Annotated in this window: 21 protein-coding genes and 1 pseudogene; 12 read left to right on the top strand and 10 right to left on the bottom strand. The window is 38.7% G+C overall.

Annotated features, from left to right (window positions below; all coding sequences use genetic code 11):
• Nucleotides 1–676: 676 nt before the first annotated feature.
• The gene (locus NDM98_RS16920; protein ID WP_251610191.1) at nt 677–1,240 is read right to left on the bottom strand and encodes a nitroreductase family protein; all 564 of its coding nucleotides are present in this window, start codon (nt 1,238–1,240) and stop codon (nt 677–679) included.
• Between the two features lie 419 nt (nt 1,241–1,659).
• Here NDM98_RS16920 and NDM98_RS16925 point away from each other — a divergent pair.
• From NDM98_RS16925 to NDM98_RS16935, 3 genes and pseudogenes are all read left to right on the top strand, one after another.
• Nucleotides 1,660–3,406 (top strand): annotated as a pseudogene (locus NDM98_RS16925) (ABC transporter ATP-binding protein).
• Entirely contained in the window at nt 3,406–5,412 is a 2,007-nt protein-coding gene (locus NDM98_RS16930; RefSeq protein WP_251610193.1) for an ABC transporter ATP-binding protein, read from the top strand. Before NDM98_RS16925 ends, NDM98_RS16930 begins: the two are co-directional and overlap by 1 nt.
• Before the next feature lie 85 nt (nt 5,413–5,497).
• Nucleotides 5,498–5,869 carry a GNAT family N-acetyltransferase gene (locus NDM98_RS16935; RefSeq protein ID WP_251610195.1) on the top strand — a complete coding sequence of 124 codons (372 nt, stop codon included), beginning with the start codon at nt 5,498–5,500 and terminating at the stop codon, nt 5,867–5,869.
• Between the two features lie 302 nt (nt 5,870–6,171).
• Here NDM98_RS16935 and NDM98_RS16940 read toward each other — a convergent pair whose 3' ends face one another.
• From NDM98_RS16940 to NDM98_RS16945, 3 genes are read right to left on the bottom strand one after another with little or no spacing between them, the layout of a single operon-like run.
• The gene (locus tag NDM98_RS16940; protein ID WP_308807762.1) at nt 6,172–7,044 is read right to left on the bottom strand and encodes a dienelactone hydrolase family protein; all 873 of its coding nucleotides are present in this window, start codon (nt 7,042–7,044) and stop codon (nt 6,172–6,174) included.
• Nucleotides 7,041–7,166: a hypothetical protein gene (locus NDM98_RS23600; RefSeq protein WP_285804030.1), complete on the bottom strand. Its 126-nt coding sequence runs from the start codon at nt 7,164–7,166 to the stop codon at nt 7,041–7,043. The genes NDM98_RS16940 and NDM98_RS23600 overlap by 4 nt, the downstream gene beginning before the upstream one ends.
• Before the next feature lie 14 nt (nt 7,167–7,180).
• Nucleotides 7,181–8,245 (bottom strand): endo-1,4-beta-xylanase, encoded by a 1,065-nt coding sequence (locus tag NDM98_RS16945; RefSeq protein WP_251610197.1) that lies wholly within the window; start codon nt 8,243–8,245, stop codon nt 7,181–7,183.
• A 190-nt stretch (nt 8,246–8,435) separates the two neighbouring features.
• Between NDM98_RS16945 and NDM98_RS16950 the strand changes: the two genes are divergently transcribed.
• From NDM98_RS16950 to NDM98_RS16970, 5 genes are all read left to right on the top strand, one after another.
• Nucleotides 8,436–9,392, top strand: a complete 957-nt coding sequence (locus NDM98_RS16950) for a glycosyltransferase family 2 protein (RefSeq protein ID WP_251610200.1) — start codon at nt 8,436–8,438, stop codon at nt 9,390–9,392.
• Nucleotides 9,376–9,771, top strand: a complete 396-nt coding sequence (locus NDM98_RS16955; RefSeq protein WP_251610204.1) for a GtrA family protein — start codon at nt 9,376–9,378, stop codon at nt 9,769–9,771. Before NDM98_RS16950 ends, NDM98_RS16955 begins: the two co-directional genes overlap by 17 nt.
• Nucleotides 9,761–10,219: a YfhO family protein gene (locus NDM98_RS16960; RefSeq protein ID WP_251610206.1), complete on the top strand. Its 459-nt coding sequence runs from the start codon at nt 9,761–9,763 to the stop codon at nt 10,217–10,219. The genes NDM98_RS16955 and NDM98_RS16960 overlap by 11 nt, the downstream gene beginning before the upstream one ends.
• Complete coding sequence (locus NDM98_RS16965) at nt 10,194–12,374, top strand: YfhO family protein (protein WP_251610208.1); 2,181 nt, start codon at nt 10,194–10,196, stop codon at nt 12,372–12,374. Before NDM98_RS16960 ends, NDM98_RS16965 begins: the two co-directional genes overlap by 26 nt.
• 277 nt (nt 12,375–12,651) lie before the next feature.
• Nucleotides 12,652–13,293, top strand: a complete 642-nt coding sequence (locus NDM98_RS16970) for a biotin transporter BioY (protein ID WP_251610210.1) — start codon at nt 12,652–12,654, stop codon at nt 13,291–13,293.
• Here the strand turns inward: NDM98_RS16970 and NDM98_RS16975 are convergent.
• The 6 genes from NDM98_RS16975 to NDM98_RS17000 form a co-directional block, all read right to left on the bottom strand.
• Nucleotides 13,275–14,120 (bottom strand): GNAT family N-acetyltransferase, encoded by an 846-nt coding sequence (locus NDM98_RS16975; RefSeq protein ID WP_251610212.1) that lies wholly within the window; start codon nt 14,118–14,120, stop codon nt 13,275–13,277. The two genes, NDM98_RS16970 and NDM98_RS16975, sit on opposite strands and share 19 nt — an antisense overlap.
• Before the next feature lie 12 nt (nt 14,121–14,132).
• A complete protein-coding gene (locus NDM98_RS16980) occupies nt 14,133–15,008 on the bottom strand; it encodes a metal-dependent hydrolase (RefSeq protein WP_251610214.1) in 876 nt (291 codons plus the stop codon).
• Nucleotide 15,009: 1 nt separating this feature from the next.
• Nucleotides 15,010–15,378 carry a zinc-binding metallopeptidase family protein gene (locus NDM98_RS16985; protein ID WP_251610217.1) on the bottom strand — a complete coding sequence of 123 codons (369 nt, stop codon included), beginning with the start codon at nt 15,376–15,378 and terminating at the stop codon, nt 15,010–15,012.
• Nucleotides 15,379–15,422: 44 nt separating this feature from the next.
• On the bottom strand, nt 15,423–15,659 hold the full coding sequence (locus tag NDM98_RS16990; protein ID WP_307728872.1) for a peptidase dimerization domain-containing protein: 237 nt from the start codon (nt 15,657–15,659) through the stop codon (nt 15,423–15,425).
• Nucleotides 15,553–16,272 (bottom strand): M20/M25/M40 family metallo-hydrolase, encoded by a 720-nt coding sequence (locus tag NDM98_RS16995; RefSeq protein WP_251610227.1) that lies wholly within the window; start codon nt 16,270–16,272, stop codon nt 15,553–15,555. Before NDM98_RS16995 ends, NDM98_RS16990 begins: the two co-directional genes overlap by 107 nt.
• A gap of 174 nt (nt 16,273–16,446) precedes the next feature.
• On the bottom strand, nt 16,447–17,280 hold the full coding sequence (locus NDM98_RS17000; RefSeq protein ID WP_251610229.1) for a carbonic anhydrase: 834 nt from the start codon (nt 17,278–17,280) through the stop codon (nt 16,447–16,449).
• A 181-nt stretch (nt 17,281–17,461) separates the two neighbouring features.
• Between NDM98_RS17000 and NDM98_RS17005 the strand changes: the two genes are divergently transcribed.
• From NDM98_RS17005 to NDM98_RS17020, 4 genes are all read left to right on the top strand, one after another.
• Entirely contained in the window at nt 17,462–17,785 is a 324-nt protein-coding gene (locus NDM98_RS17005; RefSeq protein WP_251610231.1) for an ArsR/SmtB family transcription factor, read from the top strand.
• Nucleotides 17,786–17,793: 8 nt separating this feature from the next.
• The gene (locus NDM98_RS17010) at nt 17,794–18,702 is read left to right on the top strand and encodes a cation diffusion facilitator family transporter (protein ID WP_373370420.1); all 909 of its coding nucleotides are present in this window, start codon (nt 17,794–17,796) and stop codon (nt 18,700–18,702) included.
• A 315-nt stretch (nt 18,703–19,017) separates the two neighbouring features.
• Nucleotides 19,018–19,554 carry a sigma-70 family RNA polymerase sigma factor gene (locus NDM98_RS17015; RefSeq protein WP_251610235.1) on the top strand — a complete coding sequence of 179 codons (537 nt, stop codon included), beginning with the start codon at nt 19,018–19,020 and terminating at the stop codon, nt 19,552–19,554.
• Nucleotides 19,538–20,230 (top strand): hypothetical protein, encoded by a 693-nt coding sequence (locus NDM98_RS17020; RefSeq protein ID WP_251610237.1) that lies wholly within the window; start codon nt 19,538–19,540, stop codon nt 20,228–20,230. The genes NDM98_RS17015 and NDM98_RS17020 overlap by 17 nt, the downstream gene beginning before the upstream one ends.
• Nucleotides 20,231–20,252: the final 22 nt, after the last annotated feature.

Raw genomic sequence — 20,252 nt, forward strand, 5'->3', positions numbered from 1 at the left:
TATGTCAGAGGTATTCTTCCATTACATTCGGTGTTCGTAATCAATCATACGCACCCTCAATATTTTATTTTTTTTGTGCTTTTTGTATCCATCGTAACTCTTCTATCTTCAGTTCCTTTAATTCCTTTAGTTCTAATAGAATCACGTAAAGCAAAGTAATGGGAGTACAAATGATGAAACTAACTGCTAATGTCATCATTGTGTTTCCAAATAGACCGAAGAAATCAAAAACATTCGGAAGAATCCAAAACAAAAAAATGGTTATGATACCGTAAATGATATATAAAGGCACAAAAATGTTAACCTTCTCCCTTTACCAAGACAATTGTTTTTAAAGCTGATCCCCCACCAGAATACTTACCCCATAAGATACATAACTGGTTATTTATACTTCTACGTAAGCACTTTGATTCCTTTTGTTTAAAAAAGTTGTTAATGAATAAATATCAACACGAACAATGTGGATGAGTCGCAATACTATTTTAGAAGTTCACTTTTTTCCATAGGTAACTCAATCCCACTTACAATGAGCAGAAACAAGCTCCGGACATACACGAAGACTCCCATGGAACGCGGAGTCCGGAGCGGAAGTTAGTATTACTCCATTAATTTAAAGAACAAAAAAACCGAACCACTATGTAAGTCAAACAACATAGTGGTTCGGTTTCAATCGACCTTATTCTGAGTATTTATCAATAATCGTTAGTTTTTCTTTAATGTCTGTGCGTTTTTTCGGTTTAGGAACGTCTTTTATATAACCTAACATCAGCGTAGCCACAATCTTCTCTCCAGGCTCTACTCCAATACTTTCACGGAATGTTGGATTGTAAATCCAGTCATTTGAACGCCAAATCATTCCAATATCTCGTGCCCATGCTGCCAGTTGAAAGTTTTGAATCATTGCACTTACTGCTGCGTGATCTTCATCCCACGTTTTTTGACGTGGGTCTTCCGGCATAACCACTACTAAATGTACAGGAATAGAGCGGAAGTGATCTGCTTTTCTTTTAACACCATCTGATACTTCACCACCAGGAGCTGGTTGTGAGTTAATAAAAGCTTGGATAAAGGTTTCTGTTCCTTCTCCCGTATATAATAAGAAACGCCAAGGCTCCGTCATCTTATGGTTTGGAGCCCACTTTGCCACTTCAAGTAAATCAATAATCTCCTCAGTTGGCACTGCATCTGGCTTAAAGCTTGTAATCGAACGTCTGCTTTGAATAATTTCATCAATACTCATTTGTATTCCTCCTGCATCTCAATCAAACAATAATCATTCTCAATTAAACTTTATCGTAATAAGCTAGTCTTTGCAAGGAAAAAAACAGACTATATCGATTAGCACCCTTTTTCTTAAAAGTTGTAAAAAAACTGTTGCCATATGGAATAATACTGGGTAGAATGAAGAAGATTAAAAACATTCGTGCTATTAAAAAACGAAAGGAGCTGTGTGAGATGAGAAAAGTAATTGATCGCCATTCATTAATTTTATATCCACACAGCTTCTCGTGATCATTCAGTTATTTATAATTGTTGAATGAACTTTGGGATTAAGCTGTGTAAACAGCTTGCAGTGAACTCTATAAATCAGGGGTGTCGTGTATAGCGACGCCCCTTTTTTGTTTGACTTTTTTTATCTATATTAAGGATGTGTTGCCTATGTTCCGTGTATTTAGTCAATTATCATGGTTTTTCAAAGAACAATGGAGACGTTATACTGTCGCTATCTTTCTACTCATTATTGTCAGCTTCATCGACTTGATGCAGCAAGGCTACTCGGTTTGATTGTAGATGATTTTCAAATTGGATCATTAACATTAAACAAGGGTCTTGGCTATATTGGTATTTTTCTACTCATTACCGTTTCTAGTTATGGCTTAACGTATATTTGGATGTCAAAATTATTTGGCGGTGCCCTGTTAGTTGAGAGGAAACTGCGATCACGTTTTATGGGTCACCTTTTACGTATGGATGTTCCATTCTTTGAAAAAAGAAAAACTGGAGATCTAATGGCTCAAGGGACAAACGACCTAAAAGCAGTTAGTATGACAGCAGGATTTGGTGTTTTAACATTAGTTGATTCGATTGTTTTTATGTTAATCATCCTTGGTGCGATGATTATTCTCGTAGATTGGAAGCTCACATTGGCTGCCGTGCTTCCGTTGCCTCTAATCGGCATTATGATTTCTATTTTAGGTATCAAAATACACGCTAGGTTCACAAAAGCACAAGAAGCGTTTGGTTCACTAAATGGACGTGTGCTTGAATCAGTAGCTGGCATGCGTGTGATTCGTGCATTCCGTAGAGAACGTCACGATGAAAACAAATTCTTAAACATGAGCGAAGATGTTTATAAACGAAATCTTGAAGTAGCAAAAATTGAATCTTTATTTGAGCCAGTGGTCAATATTGTGGTCGCACTCAGTTATGTGATTGGACTTGGTTATGGTTCCTATCTCGTTTTTGCTCAAACGATCACCCTAGGTCAACTGATTACGTTTAATGTGTATCTAGGAATGATGATCTGGCCAATGTTTGCCATTGGAGAGCTGATTAACATTATGCAACGTGGATCCGCTTCCCTTCAGCGTGTTAACCAAACATTAGCTGTTGATCAAGCAGTTCAAGATCCAAAAAATCCAGTTGCAGCAAATCACGAGGCAAATGTAACTTTTAATAACGTAACTTTCAGCTATCCATCATCAGATCTAAACAGCTCCAGGATCTCTCGCTTGATATTCTTTCCGGTGAAACGATCGGTATTGTTGGAAAAACTGGTAGTGGAAAGTCAACATTTATTAAACAGCTCCTTAAATTCTATCCATCAGGCAAAGGTAGTTTAGATGTTGGAGGTCATTCGGTTGATGAGCAAAGCAAATTACACGTTCGCTCTAAAATTGGTTATGTACCTCAGGACCATATTCTTTTTTCAAAAACAGTCCGAGAAAATATCCTCTTTGGTAAACCAAATGCTACTGAGCACGAATTAAATGAAGCCATTCGAATCTCTGCCTTTGACCAGGATTTAGCGTTTTTACCTGATGGTCTTAATACATTGGTCGGGGAAAACGGCGTATCCTTGTCAGGTGGTCAGAAGCAACGAATTTCGATTGCCCGTGCCCTTATCGCAGCGCCACCGATTTTGATCTTGGATGATTCCCTTTCGGCTGTTGATGCCAAAACAGAGGCGAAGATTGTTGGACATTTACGTGAGGTACGTAAAGGCTTAACAACCATCATTACGGCTCATCGAATGTCAGCCGTTGAACAAGCAGATCAGATCATTGTATTAGAAGATGGCGAAAAAGCAGAACTAGGTACTCACCAAGAGTTGATGGATCAGCGTGGTTGGTACTTTAAACAAGTAGAGCAACAAACTAGAGGAATGGAACAGGAGGTGCGCTAATGAGTACAGAAAAAAGACTATATCAGTACGCATTAACAAGTAAAAAAACCATTATTATAGCACTCATTTTACTTAGTGTATCTGTTGCTGCAGCCTTAACTGGACCATTTATAGCTAAAACCATTATTGATGAGCACATTTCAAGTATTGATGAGGCATGGTATCAAACAGAGTCTGGCTCTCAAGCCGTTTCTTATTATGGAACGTATTATACTCGTGCTGGTAATCTTCCAGAGTCAGAACAGACAGGTGAACCCATTTACGTCCAACAAAATGGACTAGATTTCTACGTTACATCGGATTCACTTCCTGATGGTGAAAAAAGATATCAAGATGGTACCCTTCAGGTATCTAATGCAGATGGTACGTTTGAGGCACAAGCCGATGCACTGTCAGCCGATCAAGTAATGGCTTTTTATCAGCCAGAAATCAGACCAATTTTGATGCTTTTAGGTCTTTATTTAGCACTCATTTTGGGATCATCATTTTTCCAATATGGTCAGCGGTATTTATTACAAAAGTCTGCTAACCGGATTATTCAGCGGATACGAACAGATGCATTTAACCATTTATCAAGCTTACCCGTTCGTTTTTTTGATCACCTTCCCGCCGGAAAAATTGTCTCTCGTGTCACAAATGACACCGAAGCCATTCGTGAGCTATATATGACCGTACTGGCTAACTTCTTTTCGAGTGCGATTTATATTATTGGTGTCTATATCGCACTCTTCTTATTAGACGTACGACTTGGATTGATTACATTAGTATTGCTTCCGATCTTATTCATTTGGATGAAGCTGTACCGGAAATTCTCAGTTGGCTATAACCGCAATATCCGTTCAAAAGTTAGTGAGATTAATGCTGCTATGAACGAAAACATTCAAGGAATGCCAATCATACAAGCGTTTAATCGCGAAAAGCAGTTGAATGGTGAGTTTGAAAAGCTAAACAAAGAACATTATGGTTTTCAGACAAAAATGTTACGCCTGAACTCACTTACATCACATAACTTAACTGGTGTGCTTCGTAATCTTGTATTCGTCGCTTTAATAGTTGTAGTTATGGGCAGTGTCGGCGGAGGTTGGGCTAGCTTTTTAACACTTGGAATCATCTATGCGTTTGTTGACTATGTAAATCGTTTATTTGAACCAGTTAACCAAATCGTGAATCAGCTTGCTAACCTAGAACAAGCTCGTGTTTCTGGAGATCGTGTCTTTGAGCTAATGGACAAAGAAGGTACATCAGTGGATGATTCCACCATGGAGCGTCCAAAGGGTGAAGTCCTATTTGATAACGTTTCGTTTGCTTACAAAGAAGATGAATATGTGTTAAATCATTTATCGTTCAAAGCAAACCCTGGTGAAACAGTGGCACTCGTCGGCCACACAGGATCAGGCAAAAGCTCCATTATGAATTTACTGTTTCGATTCTACGATTGTCAAAAAGGTGATATTCTCATAGATGGGGTCAGTACAAAAGACTTATCACCGCAAGCAATTCGCGAACATATGGGGATCGTGCTTCAAGAGCCTTACTTGTTTACAGGTACCATTGCTTCAAATATTGCAATGGAAAACCCGAAAGTATCAAGAGAAGAGATTGAAAAAGCCGTCGACCTTGTTGGCGGAACTGAACTCTTTAGCTACCTACCAAATGGTCTTGATGAAGAAGTACAAGAAAAAGGAAACACCCTTTCAAGTGGTCAACGACAGCTGATTAGTTTTGCACGTGCGTTAGTCGCTAACCCAGCTATTCTTGTGTTGGACGAAGCCACTTCTAGTATTGATACTGAAACAGAAGGATTAATCCAAAAGGGAATGGAGTCGCTTAAATCAGGACGTACAACATTCATCATCGCTCACCGCCTTTCAACGATTCAAGACGCCGATCAGATTCTTGTGTTAAACCGAGGAGAGATCGTTGAACAAGGAAATCACGATGAATTAATGAAACAGAATGGCTCTTATGCACAAATGTATCGCTTGCAGAAAAATGAAGCGAGCTAATAGGTTTAAAGGGAGGAATTTTTCTTGAGGATAAGACCCTTAATGAAACAAGATCCACCAAAGATGCAAAACCTTATGGAGCAGCTTGGTTATCCAAGCTACAGAAGGTGAATTAATCAGTAGATTTAACTCACTAGATAAGCATGCTGATTACCATACACTCATTGTCGAACTGGATGATCAATTAGTTGGGTTCGCCGGTCTTCATCGAGGACTTTTTTATGAAAACAATGGTTCCTATATTCGAATTGTGGCGTTTGTCATTGATGAACAGCAACGTAGAAAAGGCATAGGAAAAAAACTCATCGAAGCAATTGAAGAGTGGGCACGCAGCCAACAAATTACCACTCTTGTGTTAAACAGTGGTAACCGCAAAGAACGAGTTGCCGCACACGCTTTTTATGAACAGATGGGGTTTACAGCAAAGAGTACAGGATTTAGCAAACGATTAAGTTAAATGCTGAAACCAAAAATGAAGTTAAGACAGAAATGTATAGTAAACATAAAAACCGGACCAATATGTGAGTTAAGCAACATATTGGCCCGGTTTTTTGTTCTCCAAATATAAGAGAGAATGACTACCGCTCCGAACATACACTCCGCTAGTTTGTGATACTTCTTAAACAGAATTGTGTTACTTAGAGTCCAATGATTCTAAAATAGTCGAGGGATAATTAAAATTGTTCACCTTTTCTATCATTCGTTTGGATATTTACTAATCTCTTTTTTATAATTAGGAACCCTAATAAAGCATGAAAATCACTTGTCCAAAGCTTCTTTTAACCAATCGACAAACAGACGACCATTAATCGTGTGTCCTCCCTGGAAAATATCTGACTTAAAGTGATCCATCGCACCCTGCTTCTGATACTCTGCCTCCAGCTGGCTAACGGCTTCCTCTACACCCTCTATCGGAAACACACGATCTTCGTTTCCAGCTTCAATAAACAGTTTTCTCGGAGCAATTAATCGAAGAATATCAGGTTGTTCTCCAATAGAGAGGATATCTGGGATATAATTGTCCACACAATGATTTCGATCTAATATACTATGTTTAAAAGTATTGGCAAATCCGGTAAGTACGGTTGCCTGGACACGTGAATCTAGTGCTGCAACAAGTCCTGCAATAAGACCACCACCAGAAAATCCAACTAGCCCAACCTTCTCTTGTCTTACATCTGAAAATGTAGACATGATATCAACTAATCGTCTTGCCTCATACACTCTCATTCCTGCTATGGTCGATCCCGACATAAGGAAAGCCGCAGCTAACGAAAAGCATGAGCTTGAATTGTCTTCTTGTTTATCTTTAGAAAGTCTTCTATCACCAAAACCAAGAATTTCAGGAACAAATACCTTTAAACCCTTTTTGACCAATTGAACAGCAAGCTGTTGATGAATACCCGGCTCTCCTTCGTCCCCCTCCGTACCATCCTTATTCAGTCCTACAAGCTCCCGACTTCCATATCCATGTCCATGTAGCGCGAGGACGCTAGAGAAGCTATGTACAGTCGTATGAGGAGTCAGTACATAAAATGGTACACTCAGGCCTTCACTTGCCTGAAAGATAAAACGTTCGCGTGTGTACCCTATACATTCTTTTGTTTCCGTCTTATGTAAATCAGGATCTATACTTGGTGCTGAAGGTGCCCGAGTTTTTCCTCTAGCAGAATTCTTGCATCATTTGGACTACGCAATGTTTGTTGTTTGCTTTGTTCATATAGCTTTTCTAGAAAAAGATCAGGCTCTATCATATAAACGGCTCCTTTTATTTACGAATATCTTCTTTAAATATAGCTTTAATCGCCTTATATGCCGGCTTCCGTTTCAATTTATCATCAAAAAGAAGTGGGTAGGCAACACTCGCTCCTGGCTCCTCTGTAAACCCAATCCAACTATATGGATCAGCCGCACCCCAAACCGTGAAGGAGTCGCATGTTGCTTGCTGTAAACAGACCTTCATTATTTCTGCATATCGTTCTGCCTGTAGCTGTTGTTTCGTCTCCAGATCCTCCCCACTATGTTGGAGCTTTATGTCTAGTTCTGTAATATGTACTAAAAATCCTTCCTGCTCCATTTGATTCATTACATTTTGTACCTGATCAACATGAAAATCATTTGCAATATCTAAATGCATTTGCATGCCGATGCCATCTATTGGTACTCCCTTTTGGCGCAGCTCTGACAACCATTTTATCGTTGCTTCAGTTTTAGCAGAGGGTACTTCGTTCTCATAATCGTTATAAAACAGTAAAGCATCTGGATCTGCTTCTTTTGCCCATCGAAAAGCAAGTTCAATGTAATCTGAACCGATATGCTGCAGCCAGAAGTTCTCTTTCAGATTTCCTTTGTTATCAAACGCTTCATTTACTACATCCCAGGCATAGATTCGACCTTGGTATTGCTTTACCGTTGTTTGGACATACTCTTTTAATAGGTTGGTTATTTCATCTCTGGTAAAATTGCCCTGATCGAGCCACCAAGGGATACGTTCCCATACGAGAGTGTGGCCTCTTACTTGAAGTCCATTTTCATCAGCAAATTGCACCATCTCATCTGCTTGACTGAAATCATACTTGCCTCGTTCAGGCATAACTAGTTCCATTTTCATTTCATTTTCAATGGTCACTGCATTAAACTCATTTTTAATCAACTCTCGATAGCCCGAATCATCTGAAAATGGCTGATAGCGCATAGCTGTGCCAAACAACATCTGTTCATCTTCAGCCATTGATCGTATTGTATGTTGATCCTGTATCTTCATCCAACCATACACCCCAGCAGAAATGATAAGTATACTACCTAAAACCTTGAACAATTTTCTATTCAACATATGCCTCCTGATAATCATTATGTAAGGACAACCACATTCTCTCTTGTTTACACCATAATTTTAGTTTTTTTAACAAGGGTCAATGTAGGTTTCATTTTATAAAAACGGGTATTATGTTAGTGCTTACCACTAATAAGTTTACGGCCAAATGATCTTTAAACTAAACATTAAAAATGTAGGAGGCCTACACATGGATAAACCATTATTATCAGTTATTGTTCCATCATACAACGAAGAAGAAAACATTGATGCATTTTACCGTGCAATGAGAGATGAAGTGGCATCTACTCACTATCGATTAGAGGTTATTTTTGTAGACGACGGAAGTTCTGATCGAACATTAATAGAATTGCAGCGTCTTTCGAAGTGGCATTCGAACGTCAAATACGTATCCTTTACTCGAAATTTCGGAAAAGAGTCGGCAATATTAGCTGGATTCCAACATGCTAAGGGAGACTGTCTAATTGTAATAGATGCAGATCTTCAACACCCTGTTGAGCTTGTACATGAGTTATTACTTGGTTTTGAAGAAGGCTATGATCAAGTCATTGCCCAACGCGACCGCAAAGGAGAGAGTTTTCTACGCAGTACACTCTCAACTTTATACTATAAATTGATGAACAAGGTTGTCGATGTAAAACTTGAAAATGGAGTCGGTGACTTCCGCCTTCTGAGCCGTCGTGCTGTTGATGCATTACTTGTATTGAGTGAAGGAAACCGCTTTTCAAAAGGGTTATTCTCATGGATCGGTTTTGACCAAAAGGTTGTGCATTACGAAAACGTAATCCGGAAAAATGGTCAATCAAAGTGGTCCATGCAAAAGTTGATTAACTACGGGATTGATGGAATTGTTTCATTTAACATGAAGCCATTACGTCTTTGCCTATATGCAGGATCTGGGATTTTGCTCTTTTCTTTAGCGTATATTCTCTATACCTTCTATCAAATCACTCAAACAGGTGTTGATGTTCCAGGGTATTTCACTTTAATCTCTGCGATTCTGTTCTTAGGTGGTATTCAGCTCGTTAGCTTGGGAATCATCGGAGAATATATTGGTCGGATTTATAATGAAACCAAGAGACGTCCTCACTATCTAGTGAAGGAAACTAATTTGGATCGAGGCATTAGGTATGAAAAAGCTAAATAATGAATTCTTCCGATTTGCCATTGTTGGAGGAGTAAACACACTCAATTACTATTTGATTTTTTTACTCCTTAACAATGTCTTTAACTTTTATTATATGGTTGCGCATATTACAGGTATTTTTATAAGTATGATCATCTCATATTTTCTCAATTGTTATTTCACATACGGTGTTAAACCAACTTGGCGGAAATTCTTTCAGTTCCCTCTTACCCAACTTGTAAACGTAACTGTTTCCTCAAGTCTGGTATTTGTGTTTGTTGAACTGTTTTCTCTATCGAGTAATATTGCACCAATCGCCGCAATGTTTATCACAGTTCCTGTCACATTTCTTGTTACAGGGAAAATCTTAAAACAAAATGGAGCCCAACATGAAACGTAAAAGCAAATTCTGGTTACTTTTATTTATAAGTCTTGCCTTTGCCTTTCTTGCGCACTTTTTCTTCTTAAAGGAGTTAACGAATGGCCGCTATATGGTTGGACCTAATGATGGTCTTTCTCAAATGCTGCCATTCAAACATTTTCTTTACCAGCAATATACAAGTGGACAGTGGTTCTATTCACATGATTTTGGACTTGGCAGTGGCACGTTTGCCCAGCTAGCTTATTACTTCTCCACAAACATGGTGTTTCTTGTAACCGTGTTTTTTGTTTGGTTGATGGAGACACTTTCAATCATAGGCTCACCTGATTTATTATTCTGGGCTCAAGCCGGCGTATTTGTCAGTGTATTCCGCATGACTGTGATTGTTATGATTACAACCGCTGTTTTTCGTTATTTTAAGCTCGGATTTTTCCCATCATTTGCTTGGAGCCGTCCTTTATGCTAGCAGTGTCATGTATTTCCGCCACGCAGCCTTTTGGGAGTTCTTTGCAGATGCCTATCTATGGATTCCTCTGCTTGTACTTGGAATTGAAAAAATCATTCGAGAAAAGCAACCACTTTGGCTCATTATTGCACTAAGTCTATCTATGTTTAATAACTTTTATTTTGCCTATATGAGCTGCTTGTTTGTTGCCATTTATGTATTGCTTAGATGGTGTATTCGTTTTAAAGAAGACAAAGCATCCATCTTGGAACAAATTAAATTATACATACCTGCTATCATTCTAAGTTTTGCTATTGGAGCGATTTCCTTTATCCCTGCTGTGTATGGATTTCTGAATAACTATCGCCCTCCATTTGAGGATCCAATTGACTTCTTAGACCTTAGAGACAATATCTTATTCACAAGTCGGACACTCATTTTACCAGCACTTTTTATTTCATTTCTGTTTGTTAAAAGCTTGTATAAAAATAAGGTTTTTCGTTTTTTTGCAGTTCTGTCGCTGCTCTATATCATATTGCACTTTATCCCACTTGCAGCGAGTGTATTTAACGGCTTTTCTGCACCGCAGAACCGGTTTGAATATATGGGGTCCTTTGCGATTGGCGGAGCAACCGCCGTTGCACTAACAAAGCTTTCCGAGATATCAAGGAAACAAATGCTGATTTCAGCTGCACTTACAGCTATTCTGTTTCTTATTGTGTATTTAACTGATCGTTCACTTGAATTAAGTAACCTAGGAATAACAGAGCTCTTAATTGTTCTCCCAATTATGCTTCTGGCTTTTCTATGGGTTGGTCTGCGGCGTCCTGACTATGGGATGGGGTTGCTTACTATATCAGTGGTAGCTACACAGCTACTGGTCTCCTATAACTATCAAGACCAACAGTTATCACAAGATGGGAACCTTACCAATTCAAATGAACAGTATATTATTGAAAACTATCAACCGCCTGAACAGACAGAATTAATTCATTCTGTTCTTGAACAAGATGAGGACCCCTTAGCCAGATTAGAGTGGGTGATCGGTGGCAGAAGCGGACGCAATAATACGGGAATGGTTCAAGACTTCCCTAGTATTAGTAGTTATTCAAGTGTGCTTAATCAACATCTTCTATTCTTTTATTACGAAGATCTGCAGATTGATATGAAGCGAGAAAGCGTCAGTCGTTATTCTGGTTTTGGTGATCGAACGAATTTGTATAGTTTACTAGGTGGCAAGTACATTCTTTTCCCGAAAGATGAAAAGATACATGCTCCTTATGGGTTTGAACCTTTTGAAGAAAATGAGAGTTATATCATCTATCGTAACGAAAATATGCTACCATTTGCGCGCACTACTTCAACTGTATACAGTGAAGAGCAATTAGAAGAGCTTCCTCCATTAACAAGAGAACATGCTATGCTTGATGGAGTCATACTAGATGATGCTGATCCTACTATGCAATCTGAGGTACCAGATCCAGCAGAGAACTTTATCAATGATGTTGATATTGAAGCAGTAGGAGGCAACTATGAAAATGGGATTCTCACCATTACTGATGATCGAGGCGGTCTCGACTTACAGATCCCTTCAGATGAAGCAGATGGAAACGGTGATCTTTATGTAGCCTTTCATCTTCTTAATCAATCAGAAAGTGCTAAACTCTTTAGACTTGATGTTAATGATTTTACGACAGATCGTAAATCACTCGAATCGATTTACCGAACGGGCATTAATGATTTAACCATCCGTGTGCCTAAGGAAGAAACGATTTCGATTCGCATGAGAAAGGGAAGCTATCAAATTGATGACTTTTCTATATACAGTGAGAACTATGACACATTAAATCAAGCAATTGAAACATCCAACACAGAAGACGTACCTGTAAGCATCGACGGGAGAAAAATGTCCTTTTCGGTGGAAGATGCAACTGATATTGAATACCTTAGTATTCCAGTTCCTTATGAAAAAGGCTGGACAGTAAAAGTGAATGGCGAGACAAAACCTATCGAAAAAGCGAATTACTCTTTTATGGCTGTAGCATTGGAAAATGGAGAGAATCAAATCGAATTCTCGTACCTACCTCCGTTTTTCAAAGAATCCGCAGCAGCTACAATTGCTGGTCTGCTGCTAACAGGGATATGGCTTACTTTAAGAAAAAGACGTTCTCGATAATAAGAAAGTGAGATGAGCGATCACAAGCTCGTCTCACTTTTTTTTCATGAGGCTGGGATAGGAGATACTTAATAACTAGAGAGTGAGACTACTGCTTCAGGCCTGGTATAAGAACCAACGCCCTCCCGCGGAAAGCGTGCCGCCCATCCCGGTAGCGGAATGACTTCAGATTCCCAATGACGTACGTTAGTTCATGGTATGTAAAAAAAAGCTAACACTTTATATCCACTTTGTGTTAACCTACATAAATAACAGGTTAACAATAGGAGTGAAGAAAATGAATGCACAGTCAACCAAGCTTAGAGATCTTATTCATTGTGGAATTTTTGCCGCCATTACAGCTGTGTTAGCACAAATTGAAATCCCTCTGCCTCTTGTCCCAATAAGTGGGCAAACCCTTGCAGTTGGCTTAGCTGCTACCATCTTAGGAAGTCGTAAAGGAGCACTGGCTATGCTTTGTTATGTCTTACTTGGCACTGTTGGGTTACCAGTATTTGCAGGGGCCACTGGTGGAATACCTATCTTGTTTGGACCAACCGGAGGATATATATTTGCCTTTATCTTCACTGCATTTATTACAGGTTATTACTTAGAAAAAACATCCTTTACTCTAGTACAAGCAATGATTGCTAATACGATTGCAATGGTCATTGCATTATTCATCGGAACGGTTTGGCTGAAATATGCTCTTGACTTATCATGGCCTGCTGCGATGGTTGCTGGTGTGACTCCATTTATCATTCCAGGACTTATTAAGGCATTCCTTGCTAGTTGGATTGGCATTAATGTACGAAAACGATTATTAACAGCTAATATTATCCAAGATCATTCCACTAAACAAAAAGTACCAAGCATAAAAAAAAGCGAGGAACCGTTTAATGGAGTCCTTCGCTTTTTTTGTTATACATCCTTAAAATGAAACAGCTTTGAATCTAACAGATGCTTAAACCCAATTTCCTGATAGATATGATTGGAGGTGGGGTTAGACAAATCAGTATAAAGTGATAATGTTTGATAACCTTCTTCTAACATCTTCGCACTAACTGCGGCCACACAAGCAGAAGCATACCCTTTTTTTCGGTGCTCTCTAGGAGTAAACACAAAGGAAATATTCATATTCGTTTTGCTTGGCCTTGTCGCTGCGGCCATGGAAACAAGCTCTCCTTGATGCTCCCAGACGTAGATTTGACGCTCCCTCAGAAATCTAGTAACACGTTCATGAGCTTCGTCCTCAGTCAACGAAACATGTGCATCTTCGGCAAATTGAAGTGCCCACTTTATGAGCAACTTTTCCTGGTCTGGTTGACCGAGTCTTAATCTACCTGGTACTGATTCAGGAAACTGAACATGCTCTAGCTGGTAGATTCTTTGAGCCACGCTAAGATGACTATTCTTCTCTACTAATTGACTATATTGAACAGAAAACCACTCTGCATATGGAAGTTCACCCATAATTCCTGGAAGCTCTTTGACCTCTTTAGCGAGTATCGTGACACACTCCTGAAGCTCTAAATCTGTGATCTCCGCCAAAACTACTAATAAAGCCTGCTCATCGATGCTTTGCAACAAAAGCATTACCGGTTCATCTTCTCTTGAGAAAACAACGGCCAAATGAGGATCTCTTTCTGGGTTATCTTGATTCGCGTTTATAATTCCAATAGTAAGATTGTGAGCCACTTCTTTTTTTTGCAACAACTCTACATATGGATGAAGCTCTTTCCAGTTTTTCAGAAATTCTGCTTGCACACGTTTCACCCCTTATTCCGTAAGATCAATGTACTCAAACAGCATAGGTCCTCCACCTCTATTAAACCGAGGATCATAGATCCCAAGTTTGTCATCCTCTGTAGTCACAACGACAAATGGAGACCAGGTCATTAGCACCTCTGCACGTGGGTTCCCCTCAAAAAGTGGTGTTAAATCTTCCTCTTCACTAGAATCAATTATTACAGGTTCACTCTGCTTAGACCATAATGATTGATCATAAATGAAGATCTCATTATCTTCTTTTGCAAGGACTGTAAAATGTCCAGGTAGAAAGCTTGCTGTTAGTGTTGTTTGTTCATACGTAGTTCGAGCTTCCTGATGAACAATTTGTCCTTGAATAGCTTGTGCCCCAATATGAATGAATACCAAAATCCAGGCTACACGCCAAATTTTATAAACTGGTAGGCTTTTACGTACCTTCTTTAAAATATATGCACAAAGGAAGATTCCCCATATAACAAGATCAACTATCGGAATGACGCCAATAGTTACTCTCATCGATGATATGGGTTCAAAAAATCCCGTGCCCCAAGCGTTTAAGGAATCGGATCCAATATGAATCAATACATTAACAAAAGCCAAAAAAAAGATCATCTTATCTTTTTTTCGCCAGATCAAAAACACAATAAGATAAATAAGAAGTGCCCAAATTGGAGCAACGAAGACTGAATGAGTCAGCCCACGATGCCACATTTGGTCCATTATCCGTCCTGTCTCTGTTACTCTAGCAATAATATCAAGGTCAGGAGCTTGACTGCTGGCTAGAGCCGTAAACAATAGAGCTCTCTTTGTTTGTTTATCTTTTTCTTTTTTGTTGATGGCTCCATAGGTAGTCAAACCAAATAAAGTATGCGTAATCGTATCCATATTATTTCTTCGGTAATAATGGCAAAGTCGTTCGAGCAATACCACTTAAGCCTAGAATGGTCAAAAATACTCTCTGCGGTCCAAGATGTGCGTCCGTTGGATCAAACCACTCATCAAGAGAATGAGCTCCGCCTGCTTGTCCCCCTGCTCCAAGTGTAATTGCAGGCACACCAATGCTGATTGGATAATTTGCATCCGTACTAATCGCTTCTTCTAATGTTGGCAAAAGTCCAAGCTGTGTAGTAGCTGCCCATGCTGTTTGAACAATTTCTGCATCATCAGCTTGTGTTCCAACAGGACGATCTCCCAATTTTTTTATGTCTACACGTATTCCATTTTCACCGAATTGTCCCCAAGCGCTGATTCTCATCTTCTGCAGCCTGCTGAAAGATAACTTGAACTCGACTATCAATCTCATCCAAGCTCTTTTTTACCATTTGAGCGTATATCTAGGTATAATTTTGCTTGTTCAGCGATGGCGGTGGGAATCGTTCCTCCCTCCACAACTCCTACATTAAACGTTGTTTTAGGATTAGTTGTCGTTTCAAGGTCTGCAATGAGTGAAATTGCACGCCCAAGCCGCATGAACAGCACTCGGTGTGCCAAACGCTCCAAAGCTGTGACCTCCTGATCCTGTATATGTAATTTCATAACGGTAGCTACCTGTGCCTTTATAGACAATGGCACTTGGAGACACTGCATCAATTGAGATAAAGCCATCTACTTCTTGATTCTCTTTAAAAAACGCCTTGACGCCTCTTAAATCACCAGGACCCTCTTCTCCTACTGTGCCTCCAAAGATGATATCTGCCTCTGGTTTGATTCCAGTATGCTTAAACGCCCGAACAATGGACAATAGCGCAGCTAAACCTCTTGCATCATCTGTAATACCCGCCCCAAAATAAATGCCGTCCTTTTCAGTCACTGTTACATCCGTATCAATTGAAAACACGCTATCAATGTGCGCACTCACAAACAATGCTGGACTAGAACGCTCTCCTTTTAGAATGCCATATACATTTCCTTCTGCATCTTGTTTTACCTCTTCTAAACCAAGCTCTTCTAACTTCTTCTTATAAGCTAGTGCCCGGTTTGTTTCTGCAAATGGTGGTGCACTAATCTCAGCAAGCTCAATTTGTTCCTTTAAGGTTTGAGCTTGATCCGCTTCCAAAAATTCTAAGCCTTTTTTCACATCTTGATGATCATGTAGATGAGAGAATACCGTCTCGATCTCTTTGTCTAATTTGTATGATGCTTCTGACATAGATAACGCCTCCAATATATTTGTAAAACAATTCTGATCCTTTTCTCTATAAGTATATCGCACTCTTACTCTATGAGACAAAATAAAGACCTATTCGAAGCGCGCATAGATCATAGCTTAAAAAGCATTCAAAAAGCCTCTCGAACGAAATCATTCGGAGGCCTCTAGCAGTTCTTATGGAATTACTTTAAAAATATCACGGTTATTTAATTCCTGAATTGGACGATTGTTTTCTGAGGATACTTTTTGTACAGCGTTAATTTGTTCCTCTGATAAACTAATCGGTTCATCTGATACTAACCATGTTACGTTCTCTGTACAAGGAGGCGTTGTCAGTGATCCTTCATACGTATAAAGACTGTCTAGTTCAGGTATTAGTTCAGTTGCATCAAAATCAACAGCTCGATTAGCTACACCATCAGCTTTCGGAAGGGCCATCCATACTTTTTTAAGGACTGTGTCTTCTTTGCCTTCGTCAGCCAAAACGCTAATAATTAGCTGTTCTTCATCGTCATTCTCATGAACAAGTTGAATCTCTAATGGGTATTCTTCTCCATCAATTGTGTGTTCACTAGGAGTATGTAGAGCAACTTGATGAAGTCTATAGTCTTCTTCATTAAGAGTAAGTGTATTATTATCTAGATCAAACGAATTAGCTTGAAATATTTCATCATTATCCTCTACCGAGTAAATGGTTTCATTATAATCAAATTCTAACTCTTGTTCTAATTCTTTCACAGAAGACTTCGGTTCAGTTTCAATATCAATCGGTGACTGATTTGTCCCTTTACCACATGCTTTATACTCTGAACTTAAGGATTCCCAATAATTCGGACCTTCTTTTCCTTCATATGACCACTCAGCTTTTATCGGTGTTAAGAGAGTTTGTTCCTTGTAAAAGAACGTCTCACCTTCAGAACCTGCAGCCTGTGCGGGGTAACTAAAACCTACACTTGCTATCAGAAACGTTACAATAAGCAAAACAAAAGCTCGTTTTGTATGTTTCAATCTATTCATCCTTTCTATTTGCAGAAAGCACTAGCGTATTCTTATGACATCATACATGAAAATAATAAAAAAAAAACCCAAAAACATAATTCGTAATCAAACTGCAAACTATATTGACATAAATATACTGAAAACATATAATATATATGAGCATATGATCATATATAAGGATGTGTATCTAATGAATGATAAAAATTCATCTTCACCGAATTCAAAGCAACTAGACGAAGAAACACTCTTTGTCGTTTCCCAAACTTTTAAAGCTTTAGCTGACCCAACTCGCATTCGAATCCTGCATGTCCTTTCAACAGAAGAATGTTCTGTTTCTGAACTAGTAGAACGATTACATCTTCTACAATCAACCATTTCACATCAGCTTCGATTTTTAAAGAATTTACGCCTAGTAAAGTCTAGACGTGAAGGAAAGATGATGTATTACACAGCAAGTGATGAACACGTTACAAATGTATTAAAACAAATGATTCAACACGCACTACACGAATAGGAGGGTCTATCATGGATAATCATTCACATCACGACCATAGCCATTCACATACCTCTAACAAAAAAGCATTGTTCATTAGTTTTATCCTTATTACTACGTTTATGATTGTTGAGGTAATTGGTGGATTTTGGACAAATAGCTTAGCTCTTCTATCTGATGCCGGACATATGTTAAGTGATGCGGCAGCACTTGGATTAAGCTTACTGGCATTTAAAATTGGAGAGTCCTCTGCAAATTCAAATAAAACCTTTGGATATAGACGTTTTGAGATCTTAGCTGCTTTTTTAAACGGTGTAACTCTTATCGCCATCTCCCTTTATATATTTTGGGAAGCTGCAAACCGTTTTGTCGAGCCACCTGAAGTCGCAAGTGGTGGCATGCTAGTCATTGCCACGTTAGGATTATTCATTAATATTCTTGTTGCTTGGATACTGATGCGAGGCGGGGACACAAAGAATAATTTGAATATGAGAAGTGCCTTTTTACATGTATTAGGTGACTTATTAGGTTCAGTAGGAGCCATTGCGGCCGGTCTTCTTATTCTTTTCTTTAATTGGTACCTAGCTGATCCGATCGCTAGTGTATTAGTAGCTATCTTAGTCTTAATAAGTGGATGGCGTGTCACAAAAGACGCCTTCCATGTTCTAATGGAAGGTAAACCAGCATCTGTTGATATTGTTAAAGTTAAACACGAGTTATTGTCACTAGAAGGCGTTAAAGATGTACACGACTTACATGTTTGGTCTATTACATCAGACTTCTTATCATTTAGCTGTCATCTTGTTGTGAGTGACCCAATTAATCGAGATCAACTGCTTCAAGAAGCTTCCTACATCTTGGAGTCCAATCACGGATTAAAACACGTGACGATTCAGATTGAAGGGGATGGATACGTGGAGTGTCATCCTTGTTATTAGATAACCGATAGTATCACCAATGCCGAACCCTTATGTTGTTTGACTCACATAAGGGTTCGGTTTTTTGTCCTTTAAAAGGGGGGAAGGTTACCGCTCCGTGTATGTCCTACGCTATTTTTCGCCTCACTTTCAAAGGGGATTGAGTTAATGTGGTATTAGCGACATTCTGTTGTAGCTGTGCTATTTATCTAAATAATTCGTTTTTCATATCATCTGTATAGTTATGTCAAAGACTTTTAAACTTTTTCCGATTAATTGAAACGTTTTCTACCTACTTGTCGTCTAACTATATGAAACCTGGGAGGGAGGGACAAAATGCCAAAAAATAAGCGATCAAAAAAACTAGACGCTCATACATTTCAAACACTTGTTTCCAAAGAAAAGGATCAGTTATATCGAATGGCATTTATGTATACACGAAATGAGCAAGACGCTCTTGAGCTTTTTCAAGAGACTCTTTACAAAGCCTATAAAAACTTTCACACACTCAATCAGAAAGAATACTTTTCAACTTGGATTATAAAAATTCAAATGAACTTATTTTATGATCAACTAAAAAAACAAAAAAATCATATGTTTATCCCATTAGATTCATTCCATGAAAGTCAGCTCCCTTTTATTAAAGAAGACATTTCTATTGATGAAAAAATTGATTTACTATCTGCCTTAAGTCAATTAACTCACCATAATAAAACCGTTCTTTTTCTCAGATTTTATAAAGATTTAACAGTAAGAGAGATTGCAGATATTCTTGACTATCCAGAAGGAACCATTAAAACCCAAATTCATCGTGCACTAAAGCAACTAAAACAAGTCATTGGCGAGGGGGATTCTAATGAAGCTATCAAATAAATTCAAACGGGATTTTGATAAAGTTCCTATTCCGCATGCTAAAATGAATGAAATCATTCAGGAGTTTAATCCAACTTCAAAGCCTAGGAAACGTTCACCATTGATTTTAGCCGCATCTATTCTGGTCATTGTGCTAAGCATTTCTTTTATCACACATACTTTACAACAAAATCGTTTGGCAAGTGATCAAGAAATAACAGTGTTCTCAAGTGCAGGTGATTACGCCACATTTAGCCGTATAGATGAATTAATAAAAATGAGTGATTTGATTGTAAGAGGAACTGTATCTGCTGCGGAAACGAAAACGATTGATATATCTACTAACTCAGAAGAAATTGCAATGATGCCCTACGTAGTCTCTACAATAACAATTACTGACCAATATAAAAGTAATGACAGACCCATTAACCAAGAAGAGATCTTAGTTAAACAGACCATTAATGACGTAGCGAGTGGTATCCACATGAGTACAGCTGACGAAAGTGCCTTGGAGATAGGAAATGAATATATTCTATTTCTATCTACGTTTGATGATGACACACCAGCATCTTTAATTAATCCTTCACAAGGACTGTACATCGTTCAAAATGAAGAGCTAACAGGACTTGGCATGTATCACATCGATACTACAATTGAGGAAATTCAAGAAATGATAAACGAACAGAAAACCCGCTAGAAGTAGCGGGTTTAATTCGTTC

It is taken from the genome of Alkalicoccobacillus plakortidis, assembly GCF_023703085.1.
GTDB lineage: Bacteria > Bacillota > Bacilli > Bacillales > Bacillaceae_D > Alkalicoccobacillus > Alkalicoccobacillus plakortidis.